Raw genomic sequence first — 26,030 nt, 5'->3', positions numbered from 1 at the left:
ATATTCTGTTTGCAAAGATAAACAAAAAACGCTATCATTCTTCCATTTCCCTCATTTTTTTGTCACCGATAACTGTCACAATTGACAAGAACGCTCAGCAAAACATTACAAGTCCCCTCAAACAGGTGCTGATGGTTTTCTTGTCCATCTTTGTTTCGTTTTAGTCTTTCTTCAAAATTAGCTTTTTGCCATAAGCAAAACTACCAATGGCAATAAGAATGACAAGCAGCGTGACTATATAAGCCCAGATGTTGGTGATTCTCGACTTGGCAGAGATCACATAATCGTGAGGAATGAGCCGCTCGCCGGTTAATGGGTAATAGACAACACCATCCTTGCAGATTCCCGTTCCGGCATCAATGACCGTGCCTGGCATAGAGAGGGAGTAAGGAACACTGAAACCCAAAATGCTCAAGCGGTCGGAGTAAATTTTCATGAGTTCTTTTCCGCAGTTAGTGTCTTCATCGAAGAACAAAGCGTAAGAATCAGAGCCGAAGAAATCCTTAAAGACTTTATCAGCTTGTATCCCTAAAATATCATCCTTGCCCTTTTTTGCAAATTTCACGAGAGAGTCTTCAAGTTCAATGAATCGTTGGCGACTGACTGGTGGATTTGGGATGCTGTCGTAGTGGCTCACGATGTAGTCGAAACACAGGTTGACAAAGTTATCATCAAGCCATTTGTTGATGAGAGGTTCTATCTCGTTCAGTTTCGACATAGTTTCTGCTCCGCTGAATCCTTCGGTAATATTAGGATGTCCCGTAAACCAATAGCTCACAATGTTTTCGTCGGCATAGTTGACAGGTGGCAGTTTGAAGGAATCGCCGACACAAGCAAAAGTTTCCGTGAAAGTATATTCTGTATAGAACCAACGGAAGCGTTTATGCAACTTGGCACTTGACTTCAGGCGGACGCCATTCAGTTGCAGAGGTGTCTGTTGGCACATCTCTTCCACAGACGAGAATGGACAGGTAAATGTTGTTTTTACAGTATCATCCTTGCCAACTTCTGTATAACTCTTACAGGAAGCATCGATGTTCAGACATTCTGGCATAGGTTGAGACCATCCATTCAAATGCTCTCCTAAGAGGGAGTCTCTTTGCTCTTTAGTCATCACATTGCTGTAGCTGACCGTGCGCTCGCAAGTACCATCGGAGTGAATGACGGTGTGCATGTTGATGTTCTGCTTCTGGCACGAACTCAATACTGCTACAATAAGCAGAAAATATAAACTAATACTTTTCATACAGTTTCTTTTTTAATTGAATGTAACTAAATGTAGCCTGTTTAGGTTGCAGATTGCTGGTATACACATTTTTCAGCGTGCTGCCTCCTGTCCAGTTGGTTTTATCGTAGCTATGATCATTGCTCGTTTTCTTTACTGGTTCATACACATGCAGGAATAGTCCAATGAGTATAACAGCTGCGGTTGATGCTATGGCTCTCAATGCGAACAGAAAGACGTTTCGCGTGGGCTTCTTTTCCTCGGTTTCAATGTGCTGCATCACCCACTGCTCCATGTCGTCGGGCATCTTCATCCTTGCGGCTCGTTCGTTCTGTCGTTGCAAGGCCTGGAAGAATAAATCTTTATCGTTATTCATTGTTCATGCGTGTTAAGATGATTCTGAGTCGTTGACGTATTCGATGAAGCCGGCTGCTGAGACGCGAGACTTCACGATTGAGAGAGTCGCTTGATGAGCTTGTTATGTAGGCTATTTCCTTCAGAGGACGCTCGTCGAAGTAGTAGAGTTGCAAGAGCATTTGGTCTTCCGGGCTCAGCTTTTGAATGGCCTCGTCCAGTTTTTCTGCTGTAGCCGTCTCTGGCAGTTCGTCAGGAACGTCGTCACCCACATCAAGCGGCAGCAGCACCTGGCGCCTTCGCTTTCGCAGATGGTACAACGCTTCATGGTAGGCTATGCGCTGCAGCCATGTCAACAGCGATGCCTGCTGTGGATCGAAGTCCATCAGGTGCTGGTAGGCAGCAACGAAGGCGTTCTGCACTACATCCTCGGCATCCTCCTGCTGCTGGGCAATGCGCCCCACAAATGTCATGAGCGCAGGGCCATGTCGGTTGACCAGCAGCCCGAACTTCTGGGTATCACCGCTGAGAACGCGTTGTATGATTATGTTGTCTTCGTTTGCCATTCTACTATATATAGACGCAAATAGCCGAAATGTCACGCCTGGCAAGCAACTTTTTTTGATTTTCTTCTGGTGTAGAGCATTTCACCTTACCGAAAGCGGGCGAGGATGCGCCTTTTCCATCCTCGCCCGCCTTGTATAATTGTGCCTATTGCCACAACGGTTCGTTCTCCCAACCACGGGGAAAGCCCATTGCTACGGTATCAATGGCCGGGTAGTCGGCAAGAAGTGAATCAATCTTAGCCTTCATATCGTTGTTCGGCGAAATTCTGTTGCTCATTGTGTAAAAATAAAACGACCAGCACATTTGAGCATCGTTCTTGCTATGGCAAGCGACCATAGGTCGAGCGGAGAGGCTTGGCGGGTTCTGGTGGTACAAAGGTACTGCTTTTATTTTGAATAGCCAAACTTTCGGAGTAAAAAGCGGTGAGGACTAGCTTTTAGAATAAAAGCAGCCTAAGAAATCCCCTTTTTGCCTCAAAGTGTTACCTCATCCTTTCTTTTCCCTACCTTTTTCAATTAATATGAACCAAAGATTACCTGTCTGGCGACACATAAACATTAGATAATCCGTTCACACTCGACAAAGCAAAAGTAAACTATTGTTTTGCTCTCGCTTAATCACGGATTTGGCACGATTGAAAATCAAAATTCCGTGTCCTAAGTTCTTGCCTTGCAAGCCAGCAGAGCTGGAGCGGACTTTCGAACCGGGCCGTGAATATCGCTTCACACTGCGCGACCCGCGCGGATTTCAGCGCGAGGTCTGCTGGGTGAGAATCAGCCAATAATCATTCTTTGCAAAGACTGTCTTATTATAAACAAGACATCTATTTAATAATAGTTAAGAAAAGACTAAACGTGTTAAAGAACGCAAAGCACAATAACAACGACTACCCATTCATCATATCTTTGTAATCGAAAACCATATCCTTCGCATAAGAAAAAATAAAACTAATATAACTATCAAACTTCAACCTACATCATTCCCCGCCTATGAAAGAACTTCTACTTTCAATTCTGCTCACTTCCATCTCACTTTGTGTGTGTGCTTCCGAACAAGAGATTAATTCCATTGAGCAACTTCGAGCGCTGGCCGACAACACAGAGATTGCCCTGCAGTCCAATCAGGACACCATCTACAAGACTACCGATGATCGTATCTGTCTCTCGGATGGTGTAAAAGTCCTTGTCGAAGGACTTGAGCAGGTCCATGCCGGACAAGTCATCTCGGGCATTCTTAAAGGTACCAAAAAGTCGGCAGACGGTTATCCTTTGTTTATCATAGATGCAGCCAAGAGCAACTATGAGATCATCGGCACCGAAATACCCTTTTTCGTCATTGACCTTGATGCCTATGAAAAGAGTCTTAGCCAACAAGAGCCTGCAGGGCCCAATGACGATGACCCGCTGCCACAAGACGACATAGAAGGTCTGCCCACGGCAGAGGGCATACGTGCCTTCCGCGATCTGCCCATTGGCACCGAAGCGCGACTTAAGTTCCAACGCGACACGGTATTATTCATTGGCGGCGAAGACATCTATATACGAGGCGATGCGCCAATCTGTTTCCATGCCACGGGGCTTGACTTAAAAGTGGGTAACATTTTGCGCGGAACAGTGATTGGCATTAGGGGTGAACAGCATGGCATTCCTACACTCCTCGCTTCTGAAAACACCTCCGACCAGTATCTTGTTTGCCAAGACGCAGATCCTTTTATAGAGAAGTTCTACAAAGATCATCCCCTAAACTTCAACGATCTTGAAATAGATAAAAACAGTGGAGACGTGGTTACGGTAGAAGATGTGGTCATCGACTCACTTGAAGACAACAACGGCACTCGGATGCTTTATGCCTGCAAGGGTGTCCACCGTCTGCCCATCACCGATCTCTATGGATTTAATCTGGAAGCCATCAGCATTCCTGCTCGTTGCATTTCGATGGATGCCGTTCTCTATACAGAGGAGAAGCAGCCCAAGCTATGTCTTATCAACAATATTCAAGGCTTCATCATTCCATTAAACATTGCAGACCTCTCCCCAGCCATTTACAAAGGAGAGGGAGCCATCTTCGACCTCCAAGGCCGTCGCCTCAACCGCGTTCCTGAGAAAGGGATGTATATTAAGGATGGGAAGAAGTACGTGAAATAAAAGAAGAAAGACAAGCTAATTATGAATAAAACAATCCTACTATTACTAACTCTGTTTGTACAGACCGCTGCTGCTGAAACGGAATATAGGCCATTGGTGGAGGAAGGGAAACACTGGATGTATGATGACTTTCTGTCAGCGCGCCCCGCCATGTATGATTACTATTACTATTATGACTTAAAAGGTGATACTTTAATTGCAGGAAAGCAATGCCTTAAAATGTATATTGAAAACAGATTTGGCAGTAAAGCCGTAGAATATAGAGGAAGTCTTTACGAGGAGAACAAAAAAGTTTATTTTTTCCAGCCGAACAAGGACACTGCAGAGTTAATCTATGACTTTGACTGTGCTGTCGGTGATACGATTCATCTACATAACGAAAATATAATAGTTAAGGATATTAAAACTGAAAACAACGGGAACATTCCCATAAAGAAATACTCATTGCAGAACATACCCACAAACAGAGAGTACGGGGAAACATACAACTTTACATGGATAGAGGGCGTTGGTGCAACAAAAGATTTCTTTGCTATGATACCCCTTCCTGGTAACTACAACACATTACAGTCTTGTGAGTGTAAGGGAGAAAAGCTTTATCAAATCATTGAGCCTGAACTTACAGAGAAAGGGTATCACAAGATGGGCATTGAAGGAAAACGTTGGAACTATATTCACTATTACATAGACGATAGTGGAGAACATTGCAAGCCCTATTCGTATGTCGTGAAAGGTGACACAGTCATTAAACGTACCAAATATCCCAAACTGATTTATCAAGATTACGAAAGAGAATATGATGTTTGTCTTCTTTATGAGGTAGAACGATCGGTTTATAAATGTGACTTTGGCAATAATTCATTTCATCAACCTATTGCTTCACTTTATTTCAACTTTGGGAGAGAAGATTTTGGCCGGGTATATAGTTGGGAGTCAAAACAGAAGCCTGCCAATACCAACTGGATGGTATATGATGTTGACACCATTCAAGTGGATAATCATTCTTTTCGCAGAATTATCTGCTTGCAAAAGTATTCGGAAAAGGGTCAAAGACTATCCACGATAGTAGATGGCGAGGATGTTTGGCACGACATTTGGATTGAAGGCATAGGCTCTGTATCCTCTGGTATTGAAGAGCAACGTCCAGCGTCTGAACCACAAAACATGAACGCAAATGATTGTACTTATTTCGTGTCTTGTTATGAAGGCGATGAGTGCATCTTTATGTCTGACAATCCAAACATTCCAAATATCCCCGATAACATAAGAACAATTAGGCCATCTGTTAGCGACAAGATTCAATTCTTCGACCTCCAGGGCTGTCGCCTCAGTCGCATTCCAGAGAAAGGGATGTATATTAAGGATGGGAAGAAGTATGTTCAGAAGTAGAACAAAGCCACAATGCCATCGAAAAATGACGGTTTGACGCATGAAAAGTGGCGGTTTGACGATGCAATACCTTTGGTTTGATGATGCAATTGTTAAGGTTTTACTCCGCATCCAGCCCCTGAAAAGGTCAAATCCAGGGGCTGGATGTGGTCGTTTCAGCCCCTGGACGCGGTCAGTCCAGGGGCTGAAAACAGGCTTCCCAGGGGCTGGAACAGAAATGATTGCTTGGGTTTTAGACTTCAGAACTGCAACTTTCAGACTCTAAAACCACTACTTTTATACTTTAAAAATAATGCTCCAAGACTCTGAATTGGAAACTCTCCCTCGGAAAATTGCAAATTAATTTGCTTTTTCGCTCACTTAACCGTACCTTTGAGAACGAGTCTCGAAGATACTCACGTTCGGAAAAGAGAAAGGAAAATGGATTTTCTTTTTGCTTTTTCGCTCACCTAATCGTACCTTTGACAAAAATGTCGAAGATACTCACGCTCGACAAAAAAAGAATAAAATTCTTTGTTTTGTACTCGCTTATTCGTACCTTTGAGAACGGGTCTCGAAGGTACTTCCGTTCGGAAAATTGCAAATAAATTTGCATTTTCGCTCACTTAATCGTACCTTTGCACCATATTAATAAAGAACAAATGGATTTTACAGGAATAGCAAGAATGGTGTTTGCTTCGAGAGCGCGAGAGATAGAGCGCTACAACAACGAAGCAGAGGCACTGCAGAGAGCAGCGCTCAACCACCTGTTGACAAAAGCTAAGGATACGGAATACGGACGGAAACATCTCTTTGCCGCCACCCGTGGCTATGAAGACTTTGTGAAGAACACACCCGTGAACACCTACGAGGAACTGAAGGGCGACATCGACCGCATGCGCCACGGCGAAAGCGACGTGCTGTGGCCCGGACGCGTGAAGTGGTATGCCAAATCGAGCGGCACCACCAACGACAAGTCGAAGTTCATACCCGTGAGCCCCGACGGACTGAAGCGTGTGCACTACCATGGTGGCACCGATGCCGTGGTGCTCTACTTGAGAAACAACCCGCAGAGCCGCATGTTCAGTGGCAAAGGACTGATACTGGGCGGCAGTCATGCGCCCAACTACAACCTGCCGGGCTCGCTGGTGGGCGACCTCAGCGCCATCCTGATAGAAAACATCAACCCCATGGTGAACCTCTTTCGCGTGCCTGCAAAGGAGACGGCTCTGCTGAGTGACTTCGAGATCAAGCGCGACCGCATTGCCAAGGAGGCCATGAACAAAGACGTGACCAACCTGAGCGGTGTGCCCTCGTGGATGCTCTCGGTGCTGAACCGCGTGATGGAACTGTCGGGCAAGCAACATCTGGAAGAGGTGTGGCCCAACCTGGAGGTGTTCTTCCATGGTGGCGTGGCCTTCACGCCCTACCGCGAACAATACCAGCAGCTCATCACCTCGCCACGCATGCACTACATGGAGACCTACAATGCCAGCGAGGGCTTCTTCGGATTGCAGGACGATCCTGCCGACAAGTCGATGCTGCTGATGATAGACTATGACGTGTTCTACGAGTTCCAGGAGATGGGCACCGACCACATCGTGCCTCTGTGGGGTGTGGAGAAAGGCAAGAACTACGCCATGCTGATCAGCACCTCGTGCGGTCTGTGGCGCTACAAGATTGGCGACACGGTGATGTTCACCTCTATCAATCCTTATAAGTTTATCATTTCGGGACGCACCAAGTACTTCATCAATGCCTTCGGCGAGGAACTGATACAGGACAATGCTGAACAGGGACTGGCCTATGCCTGCGAGAAAACTGGGGCACAGGTGCTGGAATACACCGCCGCTCCCGTGTTTATGGACCAGAACGCCAAGTGCCGCCATCAGTGGCTCATCGAGTTCTCTACGCCACCTGCCGACATCCATGAGTTTGCTTCGATACTGGACCGCAAACTGCAAGAGCTGAACAGCGACTACGAGGCGAAGCGCTATAAAGACATCACCCTGCAGCCACTGGAGATCGTGGTGGCACGCCAGGGACTGTTCAACGACTGGCTGAAGTCTAAGGGTAAGCTGGGCGGACAGCACAAGGTGCCCCGACTGAGCAATGAGCGCAAGCATATTGAGGAATTGCTGGCTCTTTCATCGGAAGATGAGAGATGATAGATGAAAGATATGATTAGATTTAACAATAAGAGCCAACGGAAAGGTGTGTTTGAGAATATGGTAATCATATCTCTCATCTTTCATCTTTCACTTTTGGGTGGGGTCCTTTCTTCCTGCGCACGCATGGGCAGCCCCGACGGTGGCTGGTATGACGACACACCACCACGCGTGATCAGTTCGTCGCCAGCTGAACATGGCGTGAACGTGAAAAACCGTAAGGTGGTGATCAACTTCGACGAATATATCAAGGTGGAAGACATACAGAACAAGGTCATCGTGTCGCCACCTCAACTGGAACAGGCCGACATCAAGGCGTCGGGCCGACGCATCGTGGTGGACCTGAAAGACTCACTGAAGGCTAACACTACCTACACCATCGACTTCAGCGATGCCATCACCGACAACAACGAAGGCAACCCCATGGGCAACTACACGTTCAGCTTCTCTACCGGCACACAGATAGACACTCTGGAGGTGAGCGGCTACGTGCTGAACGCCGAGAACCTGGAACCCATGAAGGGCGTACTGGTGGGACTATACCAGAACTTTGCCGACTCGGTCATACACCGAGAGCCCATGATGCGCGTGTCGCGCACCAACGGCAGCGGACGCTTCACCGTGAAAGGGGTGGGGCCCGGGGCTTATCGCATCTATGCACTGCAAGATGCCGACGGCGACTTCCTCTACGGTCAGAAAAGCGAATACATGGCTTTCTCGCACGACAGCATCGTGCCCCGTTGTATGCAGGATGTGCGTCAAGACACCATCTGGCGCGACTCACTGCACATTGCCAACATCGTGAGGGTGGGCTACACCCACTTCCTGCCCGACGACGTCACACTGCTGTGCTTCCAGGAGCCACAGACCGACCGCTTCCTGCTGAAGACCGAACGCAAGGAGCCCGACCGGCTGGGGTTCTATTTCACCTATGGCAGCGATTCACTGCCCGTGCTGAGAGGACTGAACTGCAACTTGGACAGTGCCGTGATACCAGAATACTCGATGAAGAACGACACCATCACCTACTGGCTGAGCGACACGACGCTGGTGAACCAAGACACGCTGTTGGTGGAGTTCAGCTATCTGATGACCGACACGCTGGGACAATTGGTGCAGCGCACCGACACCTTGGAGCAGATAGCCAAGACGCCCCACGCCAAACGACTGAAGGAGCAACAAAAGGCCTTCGAGAAATGGCAGAAGGAACAGGAGAAACGCAAAAAGCGCGAGGAGCCCTATGACACCATCATGAAGCCCAAGGCTCTGGAGGTGAAAATCAATGCCAACCAGAACATCAGTCCGCTGCACGTGCTGCGCTTCGAGATGCCTGAGCCACTGGCACGATGCGACACGGGCAGTGTGCACCTCTACTCGAAGATTGACACCACTTGGTATCGCGCCCCTCACGACTTCCGACAGATAGCTACACGCATCTACGAGATGAACGTGGACTGGCGACCAGACACGGAATACAGTCTGGAGATAGACTCGGCAGCCTTCGAGGGCATCTACGGACAGGTGTCGAAACCCATCAAGCAGGGCATCAAGGTGCTGAACGAGGATGCGTTCAGCACACTGACCGTAGAGATTAGCGGTGCCGAACAGGGCGACTCGGTGGTGGTGCAGCTGATGGACACCAGCGACAAGGTGAAACGTCAGTCGGTGGCCCACGGCGGTCAGCCTGCCGAGTTCTACTACCTGCAGCCTGGCAGCTACTACCTGCGTGCGTTCATCGACAAGAACGGCAATGGTCGCTGGGACACCGGTCGCTACGACGATGACCTGCAACCCGAGCCTGTGTTCTACAACCCCGAAATCGTGGAGTGCAAAGCCAAATGGGACGTTTCGCGACAGTGGAACCTCACAGCGCTGCCCCGCTACAAGCAGAAGGCGCCTGCCATCACGAAGCAGAAGCCCGACAAAGAAAAGCAACTGCGCAACCGCAACCTTGACCGTGCCAAGAAGATGGGCAAGGAATATACTGACAATATAAATAGATAAGGTATGATAAAGAGAATCATTTTTACTGCTATCATAGGCATGATGAGTGTCATCAGCATGAATGCACAGTCGTGCGGCATTGAGAACAAAGCCTTTAAATCGGGCGAGTTTCTGGTCTATGACCTCTATTTCAACTGGAAATTCGTATGGGTGAAGGTAGGCTCTGCCTCCATGTCAACCATGGAGTCGAGATATGCCGGCAAAAAGGTGTTCCGCAGCAGTCTGACCACCCGCGGCAACCAGAAGTTGGATGGCATCTTCGTGATGCGCGACACGCTGTTGTCCTACTGCGATGCCGCCACGCTGGCACCAGTGTATTTCCGCAAGGGTGCCCTGGAGGGCAAGCGTTACTATGTGGACGAGCTGTGGTACAGCTACCCTGGCAACAACTGCCGACTGAAGATGCACCGCATCGATGCCGACGGTGAGCACACCTGGAAGAACAAGGAATACACCGATTGTGTTTACGACATGATGAGCATCTTCTTGCGTGCTCGCAACTTCGATGCGTCGAAGATGAAGAAGGGTGACATCATCCCCATGCCCATCAGCGATGCCAAGCACCTGACCAACTCGTGGCTGAAGTACCGCGGCAAGGAGAACTTCAAGGTGGACGGCACCGGCGAGAAGTTCCGTTGTCTGGTGTTCTCGTTCTATGAGAAAGAGGATGGCGAGAATCACGAGCTGATTCGCTTCTACGTGACCGACGACCAGAACCACCTGCCCGTAAGACTTGACATGTTCCTGAGCTTTGGATCGGCCAAGGCCTTCCTAAAAGGTTACAAGGGCGTACGCAACCCGATGACAGCAAAAACAAAGTAAACCCTTTTTTAAGTGAGAACTGAGAACTGAGAACTGAGAGGTATGATTACTATCAGTTTTGGCAGAAGCACAAAATCTAATCATACCTCTCAGTTCTCACCTCTCAGTTCTCACCTCTCACGTGTTTGGCAATGTGATGACAAAGCGGGCACCGTTGTGATAGGTCGTATCCAACGACACGCTACCTCCGAGGTGCTTCACCAGCACACGACATAATGAGAGCCCCAAGCCCAGTCCCTCTTTGAAATCATCGAGCTTGACAAAGCGCTCAAAGATACGCTCTGCATCAGTTTCTGAAATGCCAACGCCCGTATCGGTCACTGATAGCACGAGCTGATGGTCTTCTTGCTGTGCAGACAGTGTGATAGAGCCGGCAACAGTATATTTCTTTGCATTCTCTATCAGAATGTTCAGCACACGCTTGAGCACCGAGGCATTAGAACGGAAAGCATAGTCCTCGTCCACCCCACAGTCTATCTTTATCTCTATCTTCTCGCTCAACCCCTCGCTGTTCTCAGTCTGCAGCGTTTGCAGCAGACTGCTCACCTGTACCACATCATTCTTGTCGATACTGGTGGTGGACTCGTTTTCGGAGAGTTCCAAGATTTCATCGACCAGCGAGGTGATGAGCTGCGTATTCTTGGCAATCATCTCGGCATGCATGCGACGTTCCTCGGTGCTGAGTTGCATGTCCGTATCGGTGAACAACTGCGAGAATCCACTGACGATGTTGAGCGGTGTACGTATCTGATGACTCACATTCCTGATGAACGCACGCTTCATCTTGTCACTCTCCAAGGCATGCTGGTAGGCAGAGGTGAGCTGTGCCGTGTGGCGACGACGACTATTCACGATATAGAACAAAGCCACCACCAGCATGATCAGCAGTACAATGATGACTGTAAGACCAATCATTTTGGCACGTGCCGCCTCACGTTCGCTCTCGTATAATGCCATGTCATCCTGCAGCCCCTGCATGCTGTTGTTCAGCACCACGTTGATGACAGAGTCGTTGGCCACCAGCAAATCGTTGAGGGAGTTATAGGCTTTCTCCCACAGGCCCGCCTTCTTGTAGATCATCGTGATGGCTTCATGACCATCATCACCCAACTGACGAGCCAGCTCTACAGCCTTCTCGGTGTTGCCAATAGAAGCCTGATAGTAGGCCTCGAGCAAACGGCCATGCACAGAGCTTTTACCTTCTTTTACGCCTTCGACATAGGCCTCGTAGCCCTGTTTGAAGAGGTCTAGCTTATCGTCGGCAAAGTAGGTCAGCGTCTTGCGAGTATCGATGTCGAAAACGCGTTCTGGTGAGTATTTGACAGCTATATCACGCGCCTTATCCAACAGTTTCATGGCCTCCTCGGGGTCGTCGTCTAATGACACGTTGACGATATTCATGTAGATGGGTGGCATGCTTTCGTAGTAGCCCTGCTTCTCCAAACGCGCAATCACCTCACGGAAATTATTCTTGGCAGCCTCTTTGTTGCCACAATAATTATTGATATGCCCCATCATGTTGACAGCCATATACATCTCGCTGTCCAGTTGTCTCTCCTGCAGTTCGCTAATAAGCTTGCGCGCCAGCTTGTAAGCCTCAAAAATCTCCTGGCGATTCATCAGAAAGATAATCTCGTTGCATCGCTGGGTGTAATAGCCATGCAGGTCGTTACGTTCCAGAAGATAGGACTCAAAATTATTCAGCGCAGCATAAAAATGGATACTGTCATCATTGTTGAAGGCACGAACCATTGTGTCGCGAAGGGCGACATACTTTGGATCCTGCTCACGCTTCGATTGAGCATGCACGATACCATGATTCCCAAAAGCAACCAATAGGGTTATTATAATTAGCTTAAAATGATTCATCATACAGGCAAGATTATATTTTCTGCGGCAAATATACGAAAAGTTTCTAATATAACGATAAACAAGATGCTATTTTTACGTTTCGCTTGTCTATTCCATTCATTTTTAGTACTTTTGCACTGATGAACGAGACGCTGTCACCGATATTAGAACTTCAGCAGCAACGTATGTTGCTTCAGATGGAGTACGATGAGGAAAAGAAGGCTTTCCAGGAGCACACCAAGACCATTGGCATGCTGCGACGCGTGAGTCGTGGCGATGCGTGGATGCCATTGCGACTGGGCAAGAGCTACTTTAACTCGCTGAACCAGCTGTGCGTAGAGGTGTATCGGAACACCGACGACGACACCGACCACAACTTTGAGTTCGGCAAACCCGTACAGTTCTTTGTGCAACATGAGAAGGACATGCACTTCTTCTCTATGCCCGGCACGGTGAGCTATGTGGATGGTGACCGCATGGTGGTAGCCGTGCCAGACAGCTTTCCTGTTGCCGACCTGCAGGTGACCGACGGACAACTGGGCGTACAGCTGTTCTTCGACGAGACCAGCTACCGCCTGATGTTCGAGGCGTTGGAGCGCACCATGCGTGCCAAAGGGCGGTTGGGCTATCTGCGGGACCTGTTCTACACACGGCAGAAGGCAGAGACGTTCTCGTTTCCAGACATGGGGTTTCCCTACCTCAACGCCACCCAAGAGCATGCGGTCAACGAGGTGTTGCGTGCCAAGGATGTTGCCATCGTTCACGGACCGCCAGGAACAGGCAAGACCACGACACTGGTAGAGGCTATCTACGAGACCCTACGCCGCGAGAGTCAGGTGCTGGTATGCGCACAGAGCAACATGGCGGTGGATTGGATCAGCGAGAAACTGGTGGACCGCGGCCTCAACGTGCTGCGCATCGGCAACCCCACACGCGTGGATGACAAGATGTTGTCGTTCACCTACGAGCGACGCTTCGAGGCGCACCCCGACTATCCGCAGCTGTGGGCCATACGCAAAGCCATACGCGAACTGCGGGCGCAACGCAAGCGTAGCGACAACTGGCACCAGAAGATGGACCGACTGAAGAGTCGTGCCACGGAGATAGAAATACGCATCAATACCGAACTGTTTGGCGAAGCTCGCGTCGTTGCCTGCACACTGGTAGGCTCAGCCAACCGATTGCTGGACGGCATGAAGTTTGGCACGCTGTTTATCGACGAGGCAGCCCAAGCGCTTGAAGCTGCTTGTTGGATACCTATCCGCCGGGCCGGGCGCGTGGTCTTTGCCGGCGACCACTGTCAGCTGCCGCCTACCGTGAAGTGCTACGAAGCGCTGAAAGGCGGACTGGGGCGCACACTGATGGAGCGCATTGCCCACCTAAAGCCCGAGGTGGTGACGCTGCTACGCATACAATACCGCATGCACGAAGACATCATGCGCTTCTCCAGCGACTGGTTCTACCACAACCAGATGGTGTCGGCACCCGAGGTGAAGCACCGCAGCATTCTGGATCTGGACCTGCCCATGACATGGATTGACACGTCGCAGTATGAAGGCAAGGAGGAGTTCGTGGGCGAGTCGTTCGGACGCGTGAACAAGACCGAGGCCGAACTGACGCTGTTGTCGCTGCAAGCCTACTTCGAGATGATTGGCAAGGAACGCATTCTGGACGAACGACTGGACGTGGGCATCATCTCGCCCTACAGAGCACAGGTGCAGTACCTGCGCCAGTTAGTGCGCAAACGCGAGTTCTTCAAACCCTTCCGCCACCTGATCAGCATCAACACGGTGGATGGTTTCCAAGGACAGGAGCGCGACATCATCATCATCTCGCTGGTACGCTCGAACGACGAGGGACAGATAGGCTTCTTGCGCGACTTGCGACGCATGAATGTGGCCATCACCAGAGCACGCATGAAGCTCATCATACTGGGCGACCGTCAAACCATGACGAAGCATCCTTTCTATCGCAAATTGTGGGAGTACATTGCTGCACTGCAATAATTTTCGGTCAATTGTTTCGCCATTACAAAATTAATCCGTACTTTTGTAAGCTAAACCTTTCTAAAAACAGACACACTATGAAGAAAACGCTACTCTGCTTAGTGGCTTGCATCACGGCGATAGCCATGGGGGCACAGGCTCCTCACAACACTGGCACATACTATGCAAGCGCCCATGGAAAGAAAGGGGCCGAACTGAAAACGGCTCTCTACGAGATTATCAACACGCCGGCTGTCGTGGACTACGACTCGCTATGGCATGCATATCAGTACACGGATGCTAAACCTACGGACACGGTGCCCATCATTTGGGACATGTATTCATGCAAGTCGGCCTACTCTATCTACACCAATCTTCATAGAAACGGCAAAGCGGGTATTGACCCGGAGGGCACCAAGGGTTTTCAACGTGAGCATTCCATGCCCAAAAGCTGGTTTAACCCTGCAGCTAAGAGCGGAAGCAGCTATACCTACAAGGATATCAAACCCATGTATTCAGACATAGTACACGTTATCCCGGCAGAAGGTATCGTCAACAATAAGCGTAGCAACAACCCCTATGGCACCAACAACGGTGATTTTTACACCTCAGAAGAGGGCTTCAGCAAGATGGGGGCCTGCACTTTTTCCGAGGAATACACGGGTCGATGCTTTGAGCCCAACGACGAGTATAAGGGAGACCTGGCACGCATCTACTTCTACATGGTAACGGCCTATGAGAAGAGACAACCGTCGTGGAGTAGCACGAAGGATAGCATTGGCGACCATTGTGGCACGTGGACGGGAGCGATGTTCAATCTGGAAGACGAGACTGTCTATCAGCCTTTTGCACCGTGGGCATTCAACATGCTGATGCAATGGTCTAAGCAGGACCCCGTCAGCGAGAAGGAGGTGGCACGCAACGAGGCTATCTACCAGCTACAGGGCAACCGCAATCCTTTTGTAGATTATCCCGGACTGGAGGACTATATCTGGGGCGAAAAGAAAGAAACTGCTTTTGACTACGGCGGCGAGCCGGTGACAGACGATGAAACGATGGCTACCGACTGCACCATCCTGCTGAATGAAAAGACGTTTGGCACAGACTGGAGCAGCACGGACTACATGCGCGACTACTACGAGCGCCCGCCGCTGAAGGCTGAGCAAAACGGCATCAGCATCACGTTCTCCTATGGCATTGAGGGCGCACGCATGTATTGCGACGCCACACAGATTCGTCTCTACAACAAGAACACGCTGACATTCAAGGCTCGTCATAACGGCATCAGCCGCATTGAGTTTGTGGTTCCTGAGAAGTCGAGTGACAAGGAGTTTATCCCTTCGGTAGGCGAGATGAACGGCAACGTGTGGACTGCACCCACAGACACACTGGTGAGCAGCGTAGAATTCACCTCTACCTACACCAGCAGCTGGCCACAGACCAATGCCAACAAGCACATACAGATTGAAGAGGCACGTGTGGAAGTGACGAACAAAGCGGGCATTGACAACATCACTACTACGACAATGCAGCGCCACAACTGCACATATAATATATATGGTATGCGGGTTGACAAGTGCTACCTACGCCCTGGCATCTTTATCTGCAACCATAAGAAATTCATTATAAAGTGAGAACGTACGTCTTAGTTATCGAGCAATGAGAACATTTGGAAAAACAATAAGCCTCATGATGCTGACGCTGACCAGCATCAGCCTATGGGCACAGGGCCCCAACAACTCGGGCACCTACTATCAGAATGCCGACGGGAAACAGGGCGAAGCGCTGAAAACGGCACTTTGCGGCATCATCTATCCACATACGGAACGAACCTATAGAGACCTTTGGATTGACTTCCGCACCACCGACGTGCGTGAAGACGGAAAGGTGTGGGACATGTACTCTGGCATCACGAACTACGAATTTGAAACGGACCAGGCCGGCAACTTCTCGAAAGAAGGCGACAAGTACAACCGCGAACACTCGTTCCCTAAGAGTTGGTTTGGCAGTAATTCACCCATGTACACCGACCTGTTCCACCTCTACCCCACCGATGGTACGGTCAACGGAAAACGCAGCAACTTCCCCTTTGGCGAAACGAAAGGCGAAAGCTACAAGTCGGCAGGCGAGTTCAGCAAGCTGGGCACATGCACCTATCCTGGCTATACGGGTACCGTCTTCGAACCTAACGATGAATACAAGGGTGACTTCGCACGCACCTATTTCTATATGGTGACATGTTATGAGGAAAAACTGTCTGATTGGTACTCTAACTGCAGCGACTCGAGACCCACACTGGACGGTAACACCTATCCCGGACTGAGCAGCTGGCAACTGAAGATGCTGATGAAATGGGCTAAAAATGACCCTGTGAGCGAGAAGGAGATCAACCGCAACAATGCTGTCTATGGCATCCAGGAGAACCGCAACCCCTTCATCGACTATCCGGGACTGGAGGAATACATCTGGGGCAACAAGACCATGGTGGACTTCAGCTATGACAACTATGACCACACAGATGGCATACACCAAATGAACAATGCCGCCATTAGGGTGATGAAAGGCACGTTCAACCTGCAAGGGCTGCGCATCAAGAGCCCTGCAAGGGGCCTCTATATCATCGACGGAAAGAAAGTATTCGTAAGATAAACACATCATCTAGAATAAAAGCCAAACCATTATACACATATTATGAAGAAGACACTGACACTGCTTGCGGTGCTGACGTTAACACTGTTGAGCAGTTGGGCACAAGGCCCTAACGGCTCTGGTACTTACTACCAGAACGCCAACGGAAAGAAAGGCGAAGCACTGAAGACGGCTTTGCACAACATTATCAAGAACCACAAGACCCTGAGCTACTCAGGACTTGAGGAATACTACCAGTTGACCGACAAACGACCTGACGGTCATGTGCGCGACTGGTACTCAAACATCACCAACTATAACTGGAACCAGCATGGCAACAGCTCAGAAGGGGCTGGCTGGAACAAGGAGCACACCGTGCCGCAGAGCTGGTTTGCTGAAGCCAGTCCGATGAAAAGCGATATCATCCACGTGGTGCCCACGGATGCCAAGATCAACAATATGCGCTCATCCTACGTCATCGCCGAGGTGGGCAACATCTCAAAAGCATCGGCCAACAACTACAGCATACTGGGCTCGTGCAAGACATCGGGCTATAGTGGTACGGTGTTTGAACCCAACGACGAGATAAAAGGTGACATCGCACGTATCTATTTCTATATGGCCACCTGCTATCAGGACAAGCTGAAGAACTGGTCTAAGGGCGAGGTGAAGAAGGTGTTTACCGACGATGCCTATCCCGGACTGCAACAATGGTACCTGAATATGCTTTTCCGCTGGTCGCAACAAGACCCTGTTGACGAGGTGGAACGTGCACGCAACAATGCCGTGGCCAGCGATGATGTGCAGCAAAACCGCAATCCATTTGTAGACTATCCAGGACTGGAGGAATACGTATGGGGCTCGAAGACGGAAACAGCCTTCAGCTACGACAACTACGAGGGTGGCGGCACGGTGGATCCTGACTTCGTGATGCAACCCGTATTCACACCACAAAGTGGCAGCTACACCGAGCGTGTGGAGGTGAGCATGAGCTGTTCGACCATTGGATCCACCATCTATTTCACGACCGATGGCACCGAACCCACCGCGCAAAGCAATATATATACGGCACCGATTACTATCAGCGAGACCACGACCGTGAAGGCCTTCGCCATGAAAGGCGACAAGAAAAGTGCTGTATCGGCAGCCACCTACACCATCACTGCAAAGACTGACGAGCAACCTACGGATGGAACGATACTGCTGAACAATAGTTTCTTCGGTGTTTCATGGCAAGGAGCCTGGAACAGTGGGAAAGAGACAGAACTCAGTGGTTCACAAGGCGGCGTCACCATCACCTATGCAAAAGGCAGCAGCGCCAACATGTATTGCAACGACTCGCAGATTCGTATGTACAAAGACAACACGCTGAAGGTGGCAAGCAGCAACGGGAAACTGATCCGACTGGCTTTCGTCACCATAGACAGCAACAAGAAGATGACTGCCGACAAGGGCTCCATCGGCAACGACTATGTGTGGACTGGCGAGGCCAGTGAGGTGACATTTGGCGCTGAGGCCAACCATATCAAGGTGAGTGGCGTCAACGTGACCTTTGCGAAAGAGCAGCCCGACGGCATCTCGACCATCGTAAACGACAGGCTTGGCACTGCGGTGTTCAACCTGCAAGGACAGCGCACGAAGCATCCTCGCAAAGGACTTTATATCATAAACGGAAGGAAAGTAATCCTAAAATAAAAATGAACGAGAAAACCCGCGATTTCATCGAACAAAACATCAATGCCGACGTGCGCCAGCTGGCGCTGAAAGGTTGCCGCGACAAGGACGTGGACTTCGCCTTGGCGCTACGTCAGATTGCGGGACTACAAAAGGCCCGTCAGAAGTTGCCATCGTGGGCAGCTACTGACGGGCTTTTATATCCTCAGCACCTGTCGCTGGAACAGTGTTCTAGCGAACAGACTGCCCTGTATAAGAAGAACCTCTGTCGGCGACTGACGGCAGCGGCAGAACGCCTCGTGGACCTGACCGGTGGCTTCGGTGTGGACATCTCGTTCATGAGTCAGGCCTTCAAAGAAGCCACCTACGTAGAACAGAACGGGGAGCTCTTTGCGGTGGTGAAGCACAACATGCAGCAGTTGGCACCCAACGTGACGTGCACGTGTGGCGACGGTGTGGCCATATTGCACCAACTAGAGCATGTTTCGATGATCTATATGGACCCGGCTCGCCGCGACACTCACGGCGCTCGCACCTATGGCATCGGCGACTGCACGCCCAACGTACTGGAACTGCGCGACGAACTGTTGCAAAAGGCCGACGTGGTGGTGCTGAAACTGTCGCCCATGCTCGACTGGCAAAAAGCCGTGGAAGACCTGGGGCCACAGCACGTTAGCGAGGTGCACATCGTCTCGGCACAGAACGAATGCAAGGAACTGCTCATCGTGATGCGCCAACAGGCAGAAGCGCTGCAGCTCTACTGCGTGAACGATGAACAGGTGTGGCAGGTGACGGCAAGCGCGCCAACGACCATGGTCCCCTCGACAGACGAGCCCGCCGAAATAGGCATATACCTCTACGAACCCAACGCCTCTATCATGAAGGCCGGTTGCTTCGCAGAAGTAGAAAAGGCGTTCGGCGTCAAGCAGTTGGCACCCAACAGTCACCTGTTTACCTCCAACGAGGAGCGCCCCCAGTTTCCAGGACGCCGCTTCCGCATCACGACTGCCACCACGATGAACAAGAAAGAGCTGAAAGCAGCCCTCGCCGACATCACAAAAGCCAACATCAGCGTGCGCAACTTCCCCCTCAGCGCCGTCCAGTTGCGCCAGCGCCTGAAACTGAAAGACGGTGGCGACCACTACATCTTTGCCACCACCCTGCGCAACGGGCAGCACACCCTGCTCATCTGTCAGCGCACCTCATAATGTCATTCGGCTACGATGGCTACGCCAAACCATCACTTTAGTTACGGCAAAGTGCCACTTTAGTTACGGTAAACTAGAGGTTTAGTTACGGTAAAGTATAGGTTTAGTTACGTCAAAGCTATCGCCTCTTTTCTGCAATTTACGAGAAAAGATGCAAAAAACTGTTTATTTATGCTGATATGTCTAAAAAAAAAAGTACCTTTGTATGTTGATTTAGCATATAATTATTCACCAAATAAGGAAAGAAATGTCATCAGTTACGATTGAGAGAGTCATCGACAAAAAGGGAATGAAAGCCTTTATCCAACTGCATTATGACTTGTATAAAGGTAACAAATTCGATGCTCCTAACCTATACAGTGACGAACTACACACACTTAGTAAAGACAAAAACTCGGCTTTCGAATTCTGCGAGGCCGAATATTTTCTGGCCTATCGCGATGGCAAACTGGTGGGTCGCGTAGCCGCTATCATCAACCACCGTTACAACGAGCAATGGCAGCGTCCCTGTGTGCGCTTCGGTTGGCTGGACCTCGTCAACGATGCCGAGGTGATGAAAGCACTGCTCACGGCAGTAGAAGACTACGGACGCGAGAAGGGCATGAAAGAGATTATAGGTCCGCTGGGCTTCACAGATATGGACCCCGAAGGCATGCTGACCGACGGTTTCGATCAGTTGGGCACCATGGCAACGCTCTACAACTACCCCTACTACCCACAACTGATGGAGCAAATGCCGGGCTACGAGAAGGACAACGACTACGTGGAGTACAAAGTGTTTGTACCCAAAGAGGGTATGCCCGACAAGATGAAGCGCGTGGCAGAGCTCTGCATGTCGCGCTACAACCTGCATATCAAGAAGTTGAAGAAAGAAGACATCTATGGACCGAAGAAATATGGACACCGCGTGTTCGAGGTCATCAATAAGACCTTTGGCCATTTGTACGGCTACTCAGAGATGTCGCAAAAGCAGATGGACGAGTATGTGGACATGTACTTCAAGTTCATCGATCTGGAGATGCTTTGTATTATAGAAGACTGGAACACGCCCGACCACGACTGCATCGGTGTTGGCATCACCATTCCCTCGCTGACGCGCGCCCTGCAGAAGTGCCACAACGGTCGTCTGTGGCCTTTCGGATGGTGGCATCTCATGAAAGCACTGAAGTTCAAGAAGACCGACATCGTCGATTGCTTGCTCATTGGCATTCTGCCCGAATACCGTTCGAAAGGAGCTAACGCCCTGCTTTTCTACGATCTGATACCCATCTACCAGAAGTACGGGTTCAAATGGGGCGAGACACATGTAGAGATGGAGACCAACGGCAAGGTGCAGAGCCAGTGGGGCTACTTCGACAACGAGCAGCACAAACGCCGCAGATGTTACAAGAAAAGTCTCTCTATCTAAACGCTCCAAGGTCTTTTGCAAGCCACGTAAGCACGCTCAAGCAAAGAGATTGGGAGCCAGAACAGACGAAATAAAACATATAGACTATGGCATTAGAAAACGACATAACTATAGGGGCAACAGCTTCCACCCCACCATCATCCGTTTTGGGAGAGGATAATCAACGTTCTGACTACAACGATGACAACATCCGCACCCTCAGTGGCACAGAGCATATCCGCCTGCGCCCTGGCATGTACATCGGACGTCTGGGCGACGGTCAACTGCCAGAAGACGGTATCTACGTACTGCTGAAGGAAGTCATCGACAACTCTATCGATGAGTTCAAGATGAAAGCTGGCGATCGCATAGAGATCAACGTTGAAGACCATTTGCGCGTCAGCGTCAGAGACTATGGCCGCGGCATCCCACAGGGAAAGATGATCGAAGCCGTCAGCGTGCTGAACACCGGTGGCAAGTACGACTCGAAAGCCTTCAAGAAGTCTATCGGCCTGAATGGTGTCGGTGTGAAAGCAGTGAATGCCCTGAGTTCTCGCTTCGAAGTCCAGAGCTTTCGTGATGGCAAGGTGCGCAAGGCAGTGTTTGAGAAAGGCAAGCTGGTCAGCGACGTCACCGAAGACACCCAAGACGAGAACGGCACCTACATCTACTTTGAGCCCGACAACACCCTCTTTTTGAACTATAAGTTCCACGATGATATTGTGGAGAACATGCTCCGCAACTATACCTATCTGAACATCGGACTGGCCATCATGTATAATGGCCGACGCATCCTTTCGCGTCGCGGACTGGAAGACTTGCTGAAAGACCGCATGAGCGCCGATGCCATCTACCCCATCATCCACCTGCAAGGCGAAGACATCGAGATAGCCTTTACCCACGCCAACCAGTATGGCGAGGAGTACTACTCGTTTGTCAACGGTCAGCACACCACACAAGGCGGTACGCACCAAAGCGCCTTCAAGGAACACATTGCCAAGACCATCAAGGAGTTTTTCCAAAAGAACTTTGAGTATGGCGACATCCGCACAGGTATTGTGGCAGCCATTGCCCTCAACGTAGAAGAACCCATGTTCGAGAGCCAGACCAAGATCAAGCTGGGCTCACTGACCATGGAGCCCAATGGGGGCGTGTCTATCAACAAGTATGTGGGTGACTTCATCAAGCAGGAAGTTGACAACTACCTGCACAAGAATGCCGACGTGGCTGAGGCCATGTTGCAGAAGATACAAGAGAGCGAGAAAGAGCGCAAGGCTATGGCTGGCGTCACCAAACTGGCACGCGAACGTGCCAAGAAGGCCAACCTGCACAACCGTAAGTTGCGCGACTGTCGCATACACTATAGCGACGTAAAGAACGACCGCAAGGAAGAGTCGTCTATCTTCATCACCGAGGGTGACTCAGCCAGTGGTTCTATCACTAAGAGCCGCGATGTCAACACGCAGGCCGTCTTCTCGCTGAGAGGAAAACCCCTGAACACCTTCGGACTCACCAAGAAGGTCGTTTACGAGAACGAAGAGTTCAACCTTCTGCAGGCTGCCCTCGATATTGAAGAGGGATTAGACACATTGCGTTACAACAAGGTCATCGTAGCCACCGATGCCGATGTCGATGGCATGCACATCCGCCTGCTCATCATCACCTTCTTCCTGCAGTTCTTCCCCGAGCTCATCCGCACAGGCCATGTCTATGTGCTGCAGACGCCCTTGTTCCGCGTGCGCAACCGCCGCACAAAGATCAAGAATAAGAAGATGCTGGAAGACGGTAAGAAGACCGATTTCATCACTCGCTACTGCTATAGCGAGGAGGAACGCCAAAAAGCCATTCAGGAGTTAGGCCCCGATCCCGAGATTACCCGATTCAAAGGTCTTGGCGAAATCAGTCCCGAAGAGTTTGCCGGATTTATCGGTCCCGACATTCGTCTGGAACAGGTGACGCTGCACAAGACCGACCAAGTGCAGAAACTGCTGGAGTATTACATGGGTAAGAACACCATGGAGCGCCAGAACTTCATCATCGACAACCTCGTTATAGAAGAAGACCGCCCCGAAGAGGACATTTACGAATAAATCAAAAACGTATGAGAAATCAAAAGATGTACGAGGCCGACGACAAGATGATATCGCTGATACGCGATAACTACGACCTCTTGCAAATGTTGGGAAGCTTTGGCATCAACCTGGGCTTCGGCGACAAGACCGTTAAGGAAACCTGCGAGGATAACCACGTTGACACCTACACCTTCCTCGCCGTAGTCAACTTCACCATCAATGGCTATAGCGATGCCGAGAACGACGAACAGTTGTCTGTGCCCACTCTCATGCACTACCTACAGGCCAGCCATGCCTACTACCTCGACTTCCAGTTGCCCTTTATCCGTCGTGAACTGGAAGAAAGTCTGAATGCCGACGACTCGCTGGGACAACTCATCCTGCGTTTCTACGATGCCTACTCGCAAGAGATACGTCGTCACATGCAGTACGAGCAGAAGACGTTGTTCCCTTACGTACAGTCACTCATCGATGGTCATCCCACTACCGACTATAGCATCGAAACTTTCTCTAAGCACCATGGTGCTGCCGACAAGAAGCTACGCGAGCTGAAGCTGCTCATCATCAAATATCTGCCCAGCGACGGGCTTCACAACAACAAGCTCACCGCCACACTTCACGATATCTACGACAACGAAGAGTGGCTGCATCAGCATGCCTTGGTTGAGGATCGCATCTTTGTACCAGCCATCCGCCGCTTGGAGCAAATCGTCAAGCAGACCGACATCGCCCGCAACATCAGCGACATGGTGTTTAAGAACAGCGATCAGGATGCCATCTCCGACCGCGAGAAAGATGTCATCGTATCGCTGGTTCAGGGCATGTCAAACAAGGAGATTGCCGACCACCTCTGCATCTCGGTCAACACGGTCATCACTCACCGTCGCAACATTGCCCGCAAGCTTCAGATCCACTCGCCTGCCGGTCTCACCATCTATGCCATTGTCAATGGACTGATAGACATCAGCAATATTAAACTTTAACCCGCATCAACATGCTCAAAAGACACTTTTTCCTTTTAGCAACGGTTCTGATTGCTCAGGCTACCATTGCCCAAGCTCAACATAAAAGCGAGAACAATCTTCGCAAACTGAACTACGCAGAACAAGTTATCACCAACCTATATGTAGATGAGGTTGATGAAACCAAGTTGGTCGAAGATGCCATTCGTGGCATGCTGGAGAAGTTAGACCCCCACTCCAGCTACACCAATCCACAGGAAACCAAACAGATGACAGAACCTTTGAACGGTTCGTTCGAAGGCATCGGCGTACAGTTTAACATGGTCGAAGACACGCTGCTGATTATCCAGCCCGTCACCAAAGGACCATCTGAGAAAGTAGGCATCCTGGCTGGCGACCGCATCGTTCATGTCAACGACACCGCCATTGCCGGTGTGAAGATGTCGAAAGAAGAAATCATGCGTCGCCTGCGCGGCCCCAAAGGCACCACCGTGAAGTTAGGCATCCGCCGTCATGGCATCGGCGAAGAGCTGGTATTCATGGTGAAACGCGACAAGATCCCTGTACACTCTATCGATGCCACCTATATGATCAAACCCGGCATCGGCTATATCCGCATAGGCAACTTTAGTGCCACCACCTATAAGGAGTTTCTCGAGAGTATGGAGAAGCTGAAGTCACAAGGCATGCGCGACCTGATTCTCGACCTGCAGGAGAATGGCGGCGGCTATCTACAGGCTGCAGCCGACTTAGCAGGTGAGTTTCTGAACCGTGGCGACATGATTGTCTATACCGAAGGGCGCCGCGTACCACGTCGCGACTACACAGCTCCCCGTGACGGCAGTTTCCTCGATGGAAGAGTGGTAGTGCTAATCGACCAGTTCACTGCGTCTGCTGCCGAGATTGTGACTGGTGCCATTCAGGACCACGACCGTGGCTTGGTGGTAGGTCGCCGGTCTTACGGCAAAGGGTTGGTACAACGCCCTGTTGAACTGCCTGACGGTTCGATGATTCGTCTCACCATAGCCCATTACTACACCCCCTCTGGTCGCTGCATCCAAAAGCCCTATGAGAAGGGCAACAAGAAGAGCTACGATGAAGACCTGCTGAACCGCTTAAAAGCTGGTGAACTGACCAATGCCGACAGTATCCACTTTGCCGATTCGCTGAAATACTACACGCTGAAGCAGCATCGCATCGTTTATGGCGGCGGTGGCATCATGCCCGACTACTTCGTACCGCTCGACACCACCAAGTACACCCGCTATCACCGCGAGTTAGCAGCTAAGAGCATCATCCTGCAACAGAACCTGCGCTATGTTGACAGCAAGCGAAAAGAACTGAAGAAACGTTATCCCGACTTCGCCACATTCAAGACCAGCTTTGAAGTTCCTCAGTCGCTGGTGGACCAAATCATAAAGGAGGGCGAAAAGCAAAATATCAAGCCCAAAGACGATGCCGAACGCCAGCAGACGCTGCCTTATCTACGCCAACAGCTGAAGGCTTTGATAGCTCGCGATCTGTGGGACATGAGCGAATATTTCTCCGTGTTCAACGACACCAACGACATGGTTAAGCGAGCACTTGAGTTACTAACAGACAAAAAGTAAA

19 protein-coding genes are annotated in these 26,030 nt (G+C 50.2%); 14 read left to right on the top strand and 5 right to left on the bottom strand.

Going from position 1 to position 26,030, the window contains the following annotated elements:
- Positions 1–160: 160 nt before the first annotated feature.
- The 4 genes from L6472_RS00655 to L6472_RS00640 form a co-directional block, all read right to left on the bottom strand.
- Positions 161–1,246, bottom strand: coding sequence for a hypothetical protein (locus L6472_RS00655; RefSeq protein ID WP_237806246.1), 1,086 nt, complete (start codon positions 1,244–1,246; stop codon positions 161–163).
- Positions 1,233–1,601 carry a hypothetical protein gene (locus tag L6472_RS00650; protein WP_237806244.1) on the bottom strand — a complete coding sequence of 123 codons (369 nt, stop codon included), beginning with the start codon at positions 1,599–1,601 and terminating at the stop codon, positions 1,233–1,235. The genes L6472_RS00655 and L6472_RS00650 overlap by 14 nt, the downstream gene beginning before the upstream one ends.
- Positions 1,594–2,145 (bottom strand): RNA polymerase sigma factor, encoded by a 552-nt coding sequence (locus L6472_RS00645; protein ID WP_237806242.1) that lies wholly within the window; start codon positions 2,143–2,145, stop codon positions 1,594–1,596. The genes L6472_RS00650 and L6472_RS00645 overlap by 8 nt, the downstream gene beginning before the upstream one ends.
- A gap of 145 nt (positions 2,146–2,290) precedes the next feature.
- Complete coding sequence (locus L6472_RS00640) at positions 2,291–2,422, bottom strand: hypothetical protein (RefSeq protein ID WP_370640861.1); 132 nt, start codon at positions 2,420–2,422, stop codon at positions 2,291–2,293.
- Positions 2,423–3,135: 713 nt separating this feature from the next.
- Here L6472_RS00640 and L6472_RS00635 point away from each other — a divergent pair.
- The 5 genes from L6472_RS00635 (at position 3,136) to L6472_RS00615 (ending at position 10,652) form a co-directional block, all read left to right on the top strand.
- The gene (locus L6472_RS00635; RefSeq protein ID WP_237806240.1) at positions 3,136–4,290 is read left to right on the top strand and encodes a hypothetical protein; all 1,155 of its coding nucleotides are present in this window, start codon (positions 3,136–3,138) and stop codon (positions 4,288–4,290) included.
- Positions 4,291–4,311: 21 nt separating this feature from the next.
- Entirely contained in the window at positions 4,312–5,679 is a 1,368-nt protein-coding gene (locus L6472_RS00630) for a hypothetical protein (RefSeq protein WP_237806238.1), read from the top strand.
- Positions 5,680–6,320: 641 nt separating this feature from the next.
- Positions 6,321–7,826, top strand: a complete 1,506-nt coding sequence (locus L6472_RS00625; RefSeq protein ID WP_237806237.1) for a GH3 auxin-responsive promoter family protein — start codon at positions 6,321–6,323, stop codon at positions 7,824–7,826.
- A 12-nt stretch (positions 7,827–7,838) separates the two neighbouring features.
- Positions 7,839–9,830, top strand: coding sequence for an Ig-like domain-containing protein (locus L6472_RS00620; RefSeq protein ID WP_237806236.1), 1,992 nt, complete (start codon positions 7,839–7,841; stop codon positions 9,828–9,830).
- Between the two features lie 3 nt (positions 9,831–9,833).
- Entirely contained in the window at positions 9,834–10,652 is an 819-nt protein-coding gene (locus tag L6472_RS00615; RefSeq protein ID WP_237806235.1) for a DUF3108 domain-containing protein, read from the top strand.
- Positions 10,653–10,769: 117 nt separating this feature from the next.
- On the opposite strand, the gene L6472_RS00610 is transcribed toward L6472_RS00615, so the two are convergent.
- Positions 10,770–12,524, bottom strand: coding sequence for a sensor histidine kinase KdpD (locus L6472_RS00610; protein WP_237806234.1), 1,755 nt, complete (start codon positions 12,522–12,524; stop codon positions 10,770–10,772).
- Between the two features lie 119 nt (positions 12,525–12,643).
- On the opposite strand from L6472_RS00610, the gene L6472_RS00605 reads away from it, so the two are divergent.
- The 9 genes from L6472_RS00605 to L6472_RS00565 all read left to right on the top strand — a co-directional run bounded on the left by L6472_RS00605 (position 12,644) and on the right by L6472_RS00565 (position 26,029).
- The gene (locus tag L6472_RS00605; RefSeq protein WP_237806233.1) at positions 12,644–14,509 is read left to right on the top strand and encodes an AAA domain-containing protein; all 1,866 of its coding nucleotides are present in this window, start codon (positions 12,644–12,646) and stop codon (positions 14,507–14,509) included.
- A 77-nt stretch (positions 14,510–14,586) separates the two neighbouring features.
- Positions 14,587–16,122 (top strand): endonuclease, encoded by a 1,536-nt coding sequence (locus tag L6472_RS00600; protein ID WP_237806232.1) that lies wholly within the window; start codon positions 14,587–14,589, stop codon positions 16,120–16,122.
- 25 nt (positions 16,123–16,147) lie between these two features.
- On the top strand, positions 16,148–17,137 hold the full coding sequence (locus tag L6472_RS00595; RefSeq protein WP_237806231.1) for an endonuclease: 990 nt from the start codon (positions 16,148–16,150) through the stop codon (positions 17,135–17,137).
- A 42-nt stretch (positions 17,138–17,179) separates the two neighbouring features.
- The gene (locus L6472_RS00590) at positions 17,180–18,811 is read left to right on the top strand and encodes an endonuclease (protein WP_237806230.1); all 1,632 of its coding nucleotides are present in this window, start codon (positions 17,180–17,182) and stop codon (positions 18,809–18,811) included.
- Positions 18,812–18,813: 2 nt separating this feature from the next.
- A complete protein-coding gene (locus tag L6472_RS00585) occupies positions 18,814–19,998 on the top strand; it encodes an SAM-dependent methyltransferase (protein WP_237806229.1) in 1,185 nt (394 codons plus the stop codon).
- A gap of 247 nt (positions 19,999–20,245) precedes the next feature.
- Complete coding sequence (locus tag L6472_RS00580) at positions 20,246–21,406, top strand: N-acetyltransferase (RefSeq protein WP_237806227.1); 1,161 nt, start codon at positions 20,246–20,248, stop codon at positions 21,404–21,406.
- Between the two features lie 86 nt (positions 21,407–21,492).
- Positions 21,493–23,475 carry a DNA topoisomerase IV subunit B gene (locus L6472_RS00575; protein WP_237806225.1) on the top strand — a complete coding sequence of 661 codons (1,983 nt, stop codon included), beginning with the start codon at positions 21,493–21,495 and terminating at the stop codon, positions 23,473–23,475.
- An 11-nt stretch (positions 23,476–23,486) separates the two neighbouring features.
- A complete protein-coding gene (locus L6472_RS00570; RefSeq protein ID WP_237806223.1) occupies positions 23,487–24,440 on the top strand; it encodes a LuxR C-terminal-related transcriptional regulator in 954 nt (317 codons plus the stop codon).
- Positions 24,441–24,451: 11 nt separating this feature from the next.
- Positions 24,452–26,029 carry a S41 family peptidase gene (locus L6472_RS00565; protein ID WP_237806221.1) on the top strand — a complete coding sequence of 526 codons (1,578 nt, stop codon included), beginning with the start codon at positions 24,452–24,454 and terminating at the stop codon, positions 26,027–26,029.
- The last annotated feature ends 1 nt before the right edge of the window (position 26,030 follow it).

This window comes from Prevotella sp. E13-17, assembly GCF_022024035.1.
In the GTDB taxonomy this organism is placed as follows: domain Bacteria; phylum Bacteroidota; class Bacteroidia; order Bacteroidales; family Bacteroidaceae; genus Prevotella.
This window is presented reverse-complemented; position numbering and strand designations above follow the sequence as displayed.

Excerpts from the sequence above, each read along its gene's own strand:
- L6472_RS00625 (WP_237806237.1), top strand. The coding sequence starts at position 6,321 with ATGGATTTTACAGGAATAGCAAGAATGGTGTTTGCTTCGAGAGCGCGA.
- L6472_RS00595 (WP_237806231.1), top strand. The coding sequence starts at position 16,148 with ATGAGAACATTTGGAAAAACAATAAGCCTCATGATGCTGACGCTGACC.
- L6472_RS00575 (WP_237806225.1), top strand. The coding sequence starts at position 21,493 with ATGGCATTAGAAAACGACATAACTATAGGGGCAACAGCTTCCACCCCA.
- L6472_RS00570 (WP_237806223.1), top strand. The coding sequence starts at position 23,487 with ATGAGAAATCAAAAGATGTACGAGGCCGACGACAAGATGATATCGCTG.
- L6472_RS00650 (WP_237806244.1), bottom strand. The coding sequence starts at position 1,601 with ATGAATAACGATAAAGATTTATTCTTCCAGGCCTTGCAACGACAGAAC.
- L6472_RS00585 (WP_237806229.1), top strand. The coding sequence starts at position 18,814 with ATGAACGAGAAAACCCGCGATTTCATCGAACAAAACATCAATGCCGAC.
- L6472_RS00635 (WP_237806240.1), top strand. The coding sequence starts at position 3,136 with ATGAAAGAACTTCTACTTTCAATTCTGCTCACTTCCATCTCACTTTGT.
- L6472_RS00645 (WP_237806242.1), bottom strand. The coding sequence starts at position 2,145 with ATGGCAAACGAAGACAACATAATCATACAACGCGTTCTCAGCGGTGAT.
- L6472_RS00610 (WP_237806234.1), bottom strand. The coding sequence starts at position 12,524 with ATGATGAATCATTTTAAGCTAATTATAATAACCCTATTGGTTGCTTTT.
- L6472_RS00600 (WP_237806232.1), top strand. The coding sequence starts at position 14,587 with ATGAAGAAAACGCTACTCTGCTTAGTGGCTTGCATCACGGCGATAGCC.
- L6472_RS00605 (WP_237806233.1), top strand. The coding sequence starts at position 12,644 with ATGAACGAGACGCTGTCACCGATATTAGAACTTCAGCAGCAACGTATG.
- L6472_RS00640 (WP_370640861.1), bottom strand. The coding sequence starts at position 2,422 with ATGAGCAACAGAATTTCGCCGAACAACGATATGAAGGCTAAGATTGAT.
- L6472_RS00565 (WP_237806221.1), top strand. The coding sequence starts at position 24,452 with ATGCTCAAAAGACACTTTTTCCTTTTAGCAACGGTTCTGATTGCTCAG.
- L6472_RS00590 (WP_237806230.1), top strand. The coding sequence starts at position 17,180 with ATGAAGAAGACACTGACACTGCTTGCGGTGCTGACGTTAACACTGTTG.
- L6472_RS00580 (WP_237806227.1), top strand. The coding sequence starts at position 20,246 with ATGTCATCAGTTACGATTGAGAGAGTCATCGACAAAAAGGGAATGAAA.
- L6472_RS00615 (WP_237806235.1), top strand. The coding sequence starts at position 9,834 with ATGATAAAGAGAATCATTTTTACTGCTATCATAGGCATGATGAGTGTC.
- L6472_RS00655 (WP_237806246.1), bottom strand. The coding sequence starts at position 1,246 with ATGAAAAGTATTAGTTTATATTTTCTGCTTATTGTAGCAGTATTGAGT.
- L6472_RS00620 (WP_237806236.1), top strand. The coding sequence starts at position 7,839 with ATGATTAGATTTAACAATAAGAGCCAACGGAAAGGTGTGTTTGAGAAT.
- L6472_RS00630 (WP_237806238.1), top strand. The coding sequence starts at position 4,312 with ATGAATAAAACAATCCTACTATTACTAACTCTGTTTGTACAGACCGCT.